We start from the raw sequence: 10,584 nt of genomic DNA, 5'->3' as shown, positions 1-10,584 counted from the left end.
TGCGTTTCCGACTCTATCAGACCGTTTCCGGTTCCGATTTCCTCGGTGCTTTCCAGGTTCCCGCTCTCGCGTTTCCCTTTCCGGCGGTTCCGACTCTATCAGATCCTTTCGGTCCTGATTCCCAGTCAGGGGGCTTGTCTTCCCGGCTGTTGGGCCGTTCCGACGAGTGAGACTTTAGCGGATTCCCGGCTCCCGAGCTAATCGGGGGCCACCGTCCTTTCGAACGTGGATTCCTCATTTCGCGAATACGCACGCCAATACAGCGACGGCAGACAGATCGACTGTCGTCGTTTGTTGGCTGGTACCTGCGGAATGGCTGTCCGGGGACCGACCGGGGTCGGCGCTCACGTCGGACAACTCGGAGAACACTACGTACGGGGCTGGGGAGTGTCAACTCAGGTCCGGACGGCTCCTCTGCGGCGTACGCTGGCAGGCATGACAACGCGTACGTGCACCCAGCAGTGGTGGGCCGCCTGACGGCGGCCGTGAGCACGTATGCACTCAACGGCCGCCGCCTCGGCGGCCGTTCGCGTATCTCCCTCCAGGAGTCCTGAGGGTCGGCCGGCCGGGGACGGCGGTCTCGACCAGGAGGTGGAGAGATGACGCGGGTCTTCAGCGGGGTCAAGCCGACGGGGCATCTGACGCTGGGGAACTATCTGGGAGCCATGCGGCAGTGGGCCACGGTCGACCAGCACCGGGCGGAGTCGCTGTTCTGCATCGTCGACCTGCACGCCCTGACCGTCGACCACGATCCGGCGCGGGTGCGTCGGCTGAGTCGGCAGGCGGCGACGCTGTTGCTGGCGTCGGGGCTGGATCCCGAGGTGTGCACCGTGTTCGTGCAGAGTCATGTGGACGAGCACGCGCGGCTGTCGTACGTGCTGGAGTGCGTGGCCACGGACGGTGAGATGCGGCGCATGATCCAGTACAAGGAGAAGGCGGCTCGGGAGCGGGCGCGGGGCGGGAGTGTGCGGCTGTCGTTGCTGACGTATCCCGTCCTGATGGCGGCGGACATCCTGGCGTACGGGGCCGACGAGGTGCCGGTCGGGGACGACCAGGCGCAGCATGTGGAGCTGACGCGCGATCTGGCGGTGCGGTTCAACCAGCGGTACGGCTACACGTTCGTGGTGCCCCGGGCCACCGTGCCGAAGGTGGGTGCGCGGGTCATGAACCTCCAGGAGCCGACGTCGAAGATGGGGAAGTCCGACGACTCGGGGCCGGGGATCGTCTATCTGCTCGACGAACCGGACGCCGTGCGAAAGAAGGTCATGCGGGCCGTGACCGACAGCGGGCGGGACGTCGTGTACGACCGGGACGCCCGGCCGGGGCTGGCAAATCTGCTGGAGATCCTCGCGTCCTGCACGGGTGGGAACCCATCGGAGCTGAGCGGTGTATATGAGTCGTACGGCGCCTTGAAGAAGGACACCGCCGAGGCCGTGGTCGAGGTCTTGAGGCCCGTACAGGAGAGGCACAAGGAGTTGTGCGCGGATCCTGGCTATGTGGAGGGGGTGCTGCGGGATGGCGCGGAGAGGGCTCGGGCGATGGCCCGGCCGACCGTGGATGCCGCTTATCGCGCGATCGGGCTGCTTCCGGCCGCTTCGGCTTCGGATACGGCTGCTGTGGATACCGGCGCGCTCGATGGGGGTGTCGTGCTGAACGCGGCTCGGTAGGCACGGGGGGGGCGGCTTCGTTCGCGTGGTGGCCACGAAGAACGTGGTGGACGCGGCGGGGTGGCCGCCCCCGGTGGGGGGTCAGTCCTTCTTGCCGGAGGCCAGGGCGCGGCTGCGGTCGCGGGCGGCCTCGAGGGCGGCGATGAGGGCGGCGCGTACGCCGTGGTTCTCGAGTTCGCGGATGGCGTTGATGGTGGTGCCCGCGGGCGAGGTGACGTTCTCGCGGAGCTTCACCGGGTGTTCGCCGCTGTCGCGGAGCATCGTGGCGGCGCCGATCGCGGACTGGACGATCAGGTCGTGGGCCTTGTCGCGGGGCAGGCCCAGCAGGATGCCGGCGTCGGTCATGGCTTCGACCAGGTAGAAGAAGTAGGCCGGTCCGGAGCCGGAGAGGGCGGTGCAGGCGTCCTGCTGGGACTCGGGGACGCGGAGCGTCTTGCCGACGGCGCCGAAGATCTCCTCGGTGTGCGCGAGGTGGTCGGCGGTGGCGTGGGTGCCGGCGGAGATGACGGACATGGCCTCGTCGACCAGGGCGGGCGTGTTGGTCATGACGCGGACGACCGGGGTGCCGGTGGCGAGGCGCTCCTCGAAGAAGGAGGTGGGGATGCCGGCGGCGCCGCTGATGACCAGGCGGTCGGCCGGGACGTGTGGGGCGAGTTCGTCGAGGAGGGTGCCCATGTCCTGCGGTTTGACCGTGAGGATCAGGGTGTCGGCGGTCTTCGCGGCTTCCGGGTTGGTGACCGGGGCGACTCCGTAGCGATTGCGGAGTTCTTCGGCTCGCTCGGGGCGGCGGGCGGTGACGAGGAGGTCGGCCGGGGCCCAGCCGGCGCGGATCATTCCGCTGAGCAGGGCTTCGCCGATCTTGCCGGTGCCGAGGACTGCGACTTTCTGGCTCATGCGGTTCAGTCTGGCACCGGGGTGCGGCGGGCAGGGTGGATGTCCGGTGGGCGGGACATGGGTCCGGGGGTTGCTGCTCTGTGTGGGAGGGGCGGCTGCCCCTTGTGGTGCGGTCCTATTCGGTCCTGCGCCTCAGTGTCGCCGCTCCCAGTCCCAGGACCAGCAGTGCGCAGCCCGCCACGATCAGTGCGTCGCGGACGAAGGTCGCTGTCATGTCCGTGTGCCTGAGGACCTCGTTCATGCCGTCGACGGCGTAGGACATGGGCAGGACGTCGGAGAGGGTCTCCAGGACGGGGTGCATGTTGTCGCGCGCGGTGAAGAGTCCGCAGAGGAGCAGTTGGGGGAAGATCACGGCCGGCATGAACTGGACGGCCTGGAATTCGGAGGCCGCGAAGGCGGAGACGAACAGGCCGAAGGCGGTGCCGAGCAGAGCGTCGAGCAGGGCGACCAGCAGCAGGAGCCAGGGGCTGCCGATGACGTCGAGACCGAGGAACCAGACGGCCAGGCCGGTCGCGAGGGCGGACTGGATGATCGCGAGAGCGCCGAAGGCGAGGGCGTAGCCGGCGATGAGGTCGCCTTTGCCGAGCGGCATGGCGAGGAGGCGTTCGAGGGTGCCGGAGGTGCGTTCGCGCAGGGTGGCGATGGAGGTGACCAGGAACATCGTGATCAGCGGGAAGATCCCGAGGAGGGAGGCGCCGATGCTGTCGAAGGTGCGCGGGCTGCCGTCGAAGACGTAGCGCAGCAGGAGCAGCATCAAGCACGGGATCAGGATCATCATCGCGATGGTGCGGGGGTCGTGGCGGAGCTGGCGCAGGACCCGGGCCGCGGTGGCGGCGGTGCGGGAGAAGCTCAGGGCGCTGGTGGGGGCCGGCGCGAGACTGGTCGGGGTGGTCGTGGTCATCGCGTGTGCTCCCTGGTGCGGCTTGCCTCGACGGCCTGGTCGACCAGGTGGAGGAATGCCTCCTCGACCGTGTCGGAGTGAGTGCGGGTGCGGAGGGCTTCGGGGGTGTCGTCGGTGAGGATCCGGCCCTCGCGCATCAGGAGGAGGCGGTGGCAGCGCTCGGCCTCGTCCATGACGTGGGAGGAGATGAGGAGGGTGGCGCCGCGGCGGGCGGCGATGTCGTGGAAGAGGTTCCACAGGTCGCGGCGCAGGACGGGGTCGAGACCGACGGTGGGTTCGTCGAGGACGAGGAGTTCGGGGGTGCCGAGCAGAGCGACGGCGAGGGAGACGCGGCTGCGCTGGCCGCCGGAGAGGTTGCCGGCGAGGGAGTCGGCGTGGGTGGCGAGGTCGACGTCGTCGATGGCTCGGGTGACGTCGGAGTGGCGGCGGTCGGCGGCGGCGCGGCCCGGGGCGAGGATCGCGGCGAAGTAGTCGAGGTTCTGGCGGACGGTCAGGTCGTCGTAGACGGAGGGGGCCTGGGTGACGTAGCCGATACGGGTGCGCAGGGCGGGGTGGCCCGCGGGCCGGCCGAGGACGTCGAGGGTGCCGGTGACCTTGGCCTGCGTGCCGACGATCGAGCGCATCAGGGTGGACTTGCCGCAGCCCGAGGGGCCGAGGAGGCCGGTGATCTGGCCGCGTGGGACGTCGAAGGCGAGGTCGCGCAGGACGGTGCGGGGGCCTCGGACGACGGTGAGGCCGTCGGCGTGGACGGCGGGGCTGGCGGGGGTGGCGGGCCCTTCGTCCGTGGGGTCGGCGGCTGACCCGGGCTCTTTATTCATCATGAGATGAATAATCCTCGGGCGGATCCGGGCCGTCAAGCGGTCCCGGTGCTGGGTCAGGTGTTGAGGGCGACCAGCAGCTCGACGTCGTAGGTCTCCTCGACGGTTCCGTCGGGGAACTGTTCCAGCAGGATCCTGCGCTCCTCGGTGAGGAAGGCGCTCGTGTGTTGCTCACCGGCGACCAGGAACAGCGAGTGGCTGCCGATGTTGGCGAGGTGGGTGTCGACGGGCACGCGGCGGCTCCAGCGGACCACTCGGTGGGTGAAGTCCAGGCGGCCGCTGGGGTCGGCCAGGGCGGACCGGGCTCCGTTGCCGTTCACCTCGACGGCCGGGTGGGCGCCGTAGTCCTTGAAGTGCTCGGCGACCCGGTCGACCTGACCGGCGATCCAGGGGACGTCGAGGGCGTAGGTGTTCCACCACAGGGCCAGCGCACCGCCCGGCCGCAGCACGCGGCGGGCTTCCGGGACCGCGCGGGCGGGGTCGGTCCAGTGCCAGGACTGGGCGTAGGTGAGGAGATCGGCGGAGTCCGCGAGGAGGGGGAGGTCGTTGCCGTCGCCCCTGATGATCGGGATGCCGGGGTGGGTGCGGCGGAACTGCTCGGCCATGCCGTCCCCGGGTTCTACCGCGACGACCTGGGCGCCCCGGGCGTGCAGCAGCGCGGTCGCTATCCCGGTGCCGGCTCCTACGTCGGCGACCCGGGCGCCGGTGAGAGGGTGCCCGGCGAGCTCCTCGATCGCGTCGAAGAGGGCGGGCGGGTAGGAGGGGCGGTTGGCGGCGTACTGGGCTGCGGCGGCGTTGAAGGAGTGGGCTCGGGTGCTGTGGAAGGAAGCGGCCATGAGGCCATGGTGGCCGGACGCGGATCGGGGCGCGGTGAGTTTACGGTGAGAGAACCGGTAGGAGAGGGGCCGGAGTTGCGGGGATGGGCGGCTCCGTCGCGGGGGCCCGGCGTCCAGGGTGACGGGGCGCGGGGCGCTGGGACTGCCGACTGAACTCGGCGCGGCTCGCGGCGGATCTCAGCCGGCTCTCAGCGGCGGCGCTTCTTCTTCGAGGGGTTGCCCGTGCGACGAGCATCGCGCTGCTCGTGCTCCCTGCGTGCGGCCTCGTACTCCCGCCGGTGCAGTTTCTCGCCCGGCGCCTCCGTGAGGGAGCGGAAGAAGTATGCGAGGAGGGACCCGACGAACCCGATGGCCAGGAGGCCGCGGAGGGAGGCCTGGCGGTCGGGGTCGGGGCGGTTGCCGAAGCTGTCCCAGGTGTTGCGGAAGGCCAGCGCGCTGCAGATCGCGAACATCGCGATGACGAGGACGGTCACGAAGCTGCCGGTGTCGGCGATCTGGAGGCCCTCGTAGGCGAAGCGGAGGATCAGGCAGGAGGCGACGGCGGCGGCGAGTGAGCCTGCTGCTGCGCCGACGCGGCGGAGGGCGTAGCCGTTGTCGTGGTCCACCCAGGTCGTGCCGAAGAGGCGGAGGGGTTCGGGGCGGGGGCCGCCCTCTGGGGAGCCCGCGGGGATGTCCTGGGTGCCGGAATCGTCGCTCACGGGACGATTATGGCTCCGGGACGGGGGCGGGCTCCCTTCGGGGATCAGGAGCAGCGGTCGGCCACGCAGCCGTCGCTGCCGGTGTGCGCGTACACGTCGGAGACGTACTGACTATTGCTGATGTTGTCCCAGATGTTCAGCTCCTCCGGGATGGGTGACCAGGTCAGCCGCAGCGCGAGGCGACGTAGCCGTCGCTGCCGGTGAGTACATAGGCGTCCGCGACGAACTCGCCGTTGGCGATGTTGTCCCAGATGTTCGAGGTGCCGTACGGGCCGACGACCGACGTCCCCGGCGTCTGGCAGTAGATCGCGACCTGCGCGCCCTCGGGGAGCACGCGGACGATGCCGTACTGCGTGCCCGGGCCGCGGCGGACGTTGAGGCGGTACCCCGGTGCGACCGAGTAGTAGTGCACGGCCGCGGTCGCCGCAGCGGCTGTTGTGGCGGACCTGCTCTCGCCGCCCTCGACTTCTTCCACGTGGTCGACAGACATGAAAATCCTCCCCCGTTGCTCCCCATGACTGCCATGGGGTCCCGTTAATTCCCCTAAATCACGCCATGAAACACATGTACGCAACTCGCACGCGGAGACTAGCAAGCCGCCTCTGTCCCGTACGAGTCATCGACTAGGCTCCGTGCGTCGCGCGCGCGGACGATCAGCACGGGGGTGGTTCCATGGCGCCACGGGGCAATACCGGAGCGGGCGCGGAAGCGGAACTTCCCGAGTACGCCGGTCACTATCAACTGGAGTCATGCCTGGGGTCCGGTGGGATGGGCGTCGTGCATGTCGCGCGCAGCGCCTCGGGGATGAAGCTCGCGGTGAAGGTCGTACATTCCGAGTTCGCCAAGGACCCGGAGTTCAGGGGGCGTTTCCGGCAGGAGGTGGCAGCGGCGCGGAAGGTGAGCGGGGCGTTCACCGCGTCCGTAGTCGACGCCGATCCCGATGCCGAACGGCCCTGGATGGCCACGCTGTTCATTCCCGGCCCGACCCTCTCGGACGAAGTGAAGCGGAACGGGCCCATGGCGCCCTCCGAGTTGCGCCGGCTGATGGCCGGACTCGCCGAGGCGCTGCGCGACATCCACCGGGTCGGAGTGGTCCACCGGGATCTCAAACCGAGCAATGTGCTGCTCGCCGAGGACGGGCCCAAGGTCATCGACTTCGGTATTTCTCGGCCAAAGGACAGCGAACTTCGCACCGAGACGGGGAAGTTGATCGGGACGCCGCCGTTCATGGCGCCGGAGCAGTTCCGGCGGCCCAGGGAGGTGGGTCCCGCCGCCGACATCTTCGCGCTCGGATCGGTGATGGTGCACGCGGCCACCGGACGCGGGCCGTTCGACTCCGACAGTCCGTATGTGGTGGCCTACCAGGTCGTGCACGACGAGCCGGACCTGACGGGCGTACCGCAGAACCTCGCGCCGCTCATCGTGCGGTGCCTCGCCAAGGAGCCCGAGGACCGGCCCACCCCGGACGAGTTGATGCGGGAGCTGCGGTCGGTCGCGGCCTCGTACGACACGCAGGCGTTCATACCGGCACAGCGCACGGGTGATGTACCGGTGCCCGAGCAAGAGGCCGCAGCGTGGGTACGGCGGCCCGAGCGGCGTCTGCGCAGGAACGTGCTGCTCGCCGCCGGCGCGTTTGTCCTCGTCGCGGGCGCAGTGTTCGCCTCGGTCCAATTGCTCGGCGACGAACCGCACGCGCCGACGGACCGCACGACGCCCCGGGCGGGGGCGTCCGCGTCGCGCCCCTGGGAGGCGACGCCCGTGGCCGGGGGCAAGGGCACGCCCCGGTGCTCGTACGGGGCGGGAAAGCTGTTCTGCGTGCGGGCGGGTCTGGTCTTCGCCCTCGATCCGACCGACGGCAGCCTGCTGTGGCGACGGTCGGCCGGCACGGACCGGTGGAGCGTTCCGCCCGTCGTGTCCGGTGGCCTTGTGCTGCCGTTGGCGGATTACGGCAACCGTCTGCAGGCGCTCGATCCCGCCACGGGCCGGACCCGCTGGGAGCGGAACGTGCCGGCGTACGACGGCATGTGGGCGGCCGGCGGCATGCTCCTGGTCACCCGCGCGGACGGGACGGTGACCGGCGTGGACAGCGCGTCCGGCGACACCAGGTGGAGCAAGGAGATACCGGGTCACACCACACCGTCGTTCTCCACGTTTCCGGGTGACCCGCTGCTGTACGTGACGAGCACGTCCGTCGACGAGTCGAGCACTCGGGTCACCGCCGTGGACGCGGCCACGGGGCACGTGCGGTGGGACGAGCACCTCGACGGCGCTCTGACCCCGATCGGTTCCGAGAACGGATCCGTCTCGTTCCTCTCCGTCGATCAGGTCTTCGACTACGCCACAGCAGTCGTCCGCTTCACCCCCGCCTCCGGAGCGACCCGGAAGGTGGCCTTGCTCGTGCCTCGGCAGGGCGCCGAGGCCGCTGTGCACGACGGTGTCGTCTACGTACTGGCCGCCACCGGAGCCCTGGAGGCCATCGACGTCGACTCGGGCCGGCAACTGTGGCACCTGGAGACGTCCGTGAGCCGGGGATCCGTCCCGGTCTCCGACGGCAGTCACGTCTTCGTCACCGCTTCCGACGGGCGGCTGCTCGCCGTGGACGCGCGCAGGGGAACGCTCGCCGGGCAGACACCGGCACGGCTCGGCGCCGGCGGGGGCGATGTGATCGCCACGCTGCCCCGGCCCACCCTCGCCGATCACCACGTCTACGCCACCGCCCCCGACGGCACCGTCTTCGCCGTGGACGCCCGCGCCCCCTCGGACTGGTAGCGCATCAAAAAAACGGGGCCGCCCCCGAAGGGACGGCCCCAGGTCTGGCGGGGGTCTGGCCGGGGAGGTCTCAGCCCAGCTTCGACACGTCCCGCACCGCGCCCTTGTCCGCGCTGGTGGCCATCGCCGCGTAGGCCCGCAGCGCGGCCGAGACCTTGCGCTCGCGGTTCTTCGGGGCGTAGGCGCCGTCCAGGGCGGCCGCGCGGCGGGCCAGCTCCTCGTCGTCGACCAGGAGCTCGATCGACCGGCCGGGGATGTCGATGCGGATGCGGTCGCCGTCCTCGACGAGGGCGATGGTGCCGCCGGCCGCGGCCTCCGGGGAGGCGTGGCCGATGGACAGGCCGGAGGTGCCGCCGGAGAAGCGGCCGTCGGTGATCAGGGCGCAGGCCTTGCCGAGGCCGCGGCCCTTCAGGTACGAGGTCGGGTAGAGCATCTCCTGCATGCCGGGGCCGCCCTTGGGGCCCTCGTAGCGGATGACGACGACGTCGCCCTCCTTGACCTGCTGGGTGAGGATCTTCTGGACGGCCTCCTCCTGCGACTCGCAGACGACCGCCGGGCCTTCGAACGTCCAGATCGACTCGTCGACGCCGGCCGTCTTCACGACACAGCCGTCGACCGCGAGGTTGCCCTTGAGGACCGCCAGGCCGCCGTCCTTGGAGTACGCGTGCTCGGCGCTGCGGATGCAGCCCTCGGCGGCGTCCTCGTCCAGCGCCTCCCAGCGCTCCGACTGGGAGAAGGCCTCGGCGGAGCGGACACAGCCGGGGGCCGCGTGCCACAGCTCGAGGGCCTTCGCGGAAGGGGAGCCTCCGCGGACGTCCCACGTCTTCAGCCAGTCCGCCAGCGACGGGCTGTGCACCGAGTGCACGTCCTCGTTGAGCAGGCCCGCGCGGTGCAGTTCGCCGAGGAGGGCGGGGATGCCGCCCGCGCGGTGCACGTCCTCCATGTAGTACGTGCGGTTCTTCGCCACGTTCGGGGCGACCTTCGCGAGGCAGGGGACGCGGCGCGAGACCGCGTCGATCTCGGCGAGGCCGAAGGGGACCTCCGCCTCCTGGGCCGCCGCCAGCAGGTGCAGGATCGTGTTGGTGGAGCCGCCCATGGCGATGTCGAGCGCCATGGCGTTCTCGAACGCCGCGAAGGTGGCGACGTTGCGCGGCAGGACCGTCTCGTCGTCCTGCTCGTAGTAGCGCCGGGTGATGTCCATGACGGTGTCGGCCGCGTCGACGTACAGCTGCTTGCGGGCCGTGTGCGTGGCGAGGACCGAGCCGTTGCCGGGGAGGGAGAGGCCGATGGCCTCGGTCAGGCAGTTCATCGAGTTGGCGGTGAACATGCCGGAACAGCTGCCGCAGGTCGGGCAGGCGTTCTCCTCGATACGGAGCATGTCCGCGTCCGAGATCTTCTCGTTCACTGCCTCGGACATCGCGTCGACCAGGTCGAGGGTGCGGACCGTGCCGTCCACGAGGGTCGCGCGGCCGGACTCCATCGGGCCGCCCGAGACGAAGACCGTGGGGATGTTGAGCCGCAGCGCGGCGTTCAGCATGCCCGGGGTGATCTTGTCGCAGTTGGAGATGCAGATCAGGGCGTCGGCGCAGTGGGCCTCGACCATGTACTCCACCGAGTCCGCGATCAGGTCGCGGGAGGGGAGGGAGTACAGCATGCCGCCGTGGCCCATCGCGATGCCGTCGTCGACGGCGATGGTGTTGAACTCGCGCGGGATGCCGCCGGCCGCGACGATCGCCTCGGAGACGATCCGGCCGACCGGCTGCAGGTGGGTGTGGCCCGGCACGAACTCCGTGAAGGAGTTGGCGACCGCGATGATCGGCTTGCGGCCGATGTCCGCACCGGGTACACCGGAGGCGCGCATAAGGGCGCGGGCGCCCGCCATGTTGCGGCCGTGGGTGACTGTGCGGGACCTCAGCTCGGGCATCGTCGCTCGCTCCTTCAGAGACGGTCGTCAGAGACTTCAGAGACGGTCGTACGAGACTTCTGACTGCTAACGAGCGT

Annotated in this window: 9 protein-coding genes; 2 read left to right on the top strand and 7 right to left on the bottom strand. The window is 70.1% G+C overall.

The features are described from left to right. Positions 1–599 precede the first annotated feature (599 nt). A complete protein-coding gene (gene trpS, locus ACZ39I_RS23530) occupies positions 600–1,667 on the top strand; it encodes a tryptophan--tRNA ligase (protein ID WP_467246248.1) in 1,068 nt (355 codons plus the stop codon). Positions 1,668–1,748: 81 nt separating this feature from the next. On the opposite strand, the gene proC is transcribed toward trpS, so the two are convergent. The 6 genes from proC to ACZ39I_RS23500 all read right to left on the bottom strand — a co-directional run bounded on the left by proC (position 1,749) and on the right by ACZ39I_RS23500 (position 6,304). Further along, positions 1,749–2,561 (bottom strand): pyrroline-5-carboxylate reductase, encoded by an 813-nt coding sequence (proC, locus tag ACZ39I_RS23525; RefSeq protein ID WP_352388012.1) that lies wholly within the window; start codon positions 2,559–2,561, stop codon positions 1,749–1,751. Positions 2,562–2,676: 115 nt separating this feature from the next. Beyond that, positions 2,677–3,462: an ABC transporter permease gene (locus ACZ39I_RS23520; protein WP_467246247.1), complete on the bottom strand. Its 786-nt coding sequence runs from the start codon at positions 3,460–3,462 to the stop codon at positions 2,677–2,679. After that, positions 3,459–4,283 (bottom strand): ABC transporter ATP-binding protein, encoded by an 825-nt coding sequence (locus ACZ39I_RS23515; protein ID WP_467246246.1) that lies wholly within the window; start codon positions 4,281–4,283, stop codon positions 3,459–3,461. The genes ACZ39I_RS23520 and ACZ39I_RS23515 overlap by 4 nt, the downstream gene beginning before the upstream one ends. 53 nt (positions 4,284–4,336) lie before the next feature. Then, a complete protein-coding gene (locus tag ACZ39I_RS23510) occupies positions 4,337–5,116 on the bottom strand; it encodes a class I SAM-dependent methyltransferase (protein WP_467246245.1) in 780 nt (259 codons plus the stop codon). 188 nt (positions 5,117–5,304) lie between these two features. Beyond that, the gene (locus ACZ39I_RS23505; RefSeq protein ID WP_467246244.1) at positions 5,305–5,814 is read right to left on the bottom strand and encodes an EamA/RhaT family transporter; all 510 of its coding nucleotides are present in this window, start codon (positions 5,812–5,814) and stop codon (positions 5,305–5,307) included. Between the two features lie 163 nt (positions 5,815–5,977). Further along, a complete protein-coding gene (locus ACZ39I_RS23500) occupies positions 5,978–6,304 on the bottom strand; it encodes an SH3 domain-containing protein (RefSeq protein WP_467246243.1) in 327 nt (108 codons plus the stop codon). Between the two features lie 182 nt (positions 6,305–6,486). On the opposite strand from ACZ39I_RS23500, the gene ACZ39I_RS23495 reads away from it, so the two are divergent. Beyond that, positions 6,487–8,583: a serine/threonine-protein kinase gene (locus ACZ39I_RS23495; protein ID WP_467246242.1), complete on the top strand. Its 2,097-nt coding sequence runs from the start codon at positions 6,487–6,489 to the stop codon at positions 8,581–8,583. Between the two features lie 70 nt (positions 8,584–8,653). Here the strand turns inward: ACZ39I_RS23495 and ilvD are convergent, their stop codons facing one another. Beyond that, positions 8,654–10,507, bottom strand: a complete 1,854-nt coding sequence (gene ilvD, locus ACZ39I_RS23490) for a dihydroxy-acid dehydratase (RefSeq protein ID WP_467246241.1) — start codon at positions 10,505–10,507, stop codon at positions 8,654–8,656. Between the last annotated feature and the right edge of the window lie 77 nt (positions 10,508–10,584).

Source organism: Streptomyces sp. NPDC024687 (assembly GCF_055559055.1).
Note: the sequence above shows the minus strand (reverse complement) of the source record. Positions and strands in the feature narration are given on the sequence as shown.

What these genes read in the sequence shown, in the direction of transcription:
- trpS (WP_467246248.1), top strand. Translation starts at nt 600, where the DNA reads ATGACGCGGGTCTTCAGCGGGGTCAAGCCGACGGGGCATCTGACGCTG.
- proC (WP_352388012.1), bottom strand. Translation starts at nt 2,561, where the DNA reads ATGAGCCAGAAAGTCGCAGTCCTCGGCACCGGCAAGATCGGCGAAGCC.
- ACZ39I_RS23520 (WP_467246247.1), bottom strand. Translation starts at nt 3,462, where the DNA reads ATGACCACGACCACCCCGACCAGTCTCGCGCCGGCCCCCACCAGCGCC.
- ACZ39I_RS23515 (WP_467246246.1), bottom strand. Translation starts at nt 4,283, where the DNA reads ATGATGAATAAAGAGCCCGGGTCAGCCGCCGACCCCACGGACGAAGGG.
- ACZ39I_RS23510 (WP_467246245.1), bottom strand. Translation starts at nt 5,116, where the DNA reads ATGGCCGCTTCCTTCCACAGCACCCGAGCCCACTCCTTCAACGCCGCC.
- ACZ39I_RS23500 (WP_467246243.1), bottom strand. Translation starts at nt 6,304, where the DNA reads ATGTCTGTCGACCACGTGGAAGAAGTCGAGGGCGGCGAGAGCAGGTCC.
- ACZ39I_RS23495 (WP_467246242.1), top strand. Translation starts at nt 6,487, where the DNA reads ATGGCGCCACGGGGCAATACCGGAGCGGGCGCGGAAGCGGAACTTCCC.
- ilvD (WP_467246241.1), bottom strand. Translation starts at nt 10,507, where the DNA reads ATGCCCGAGCTGAGGTCCCGCACAGTCACCCACGGCCGCAACATGGCG.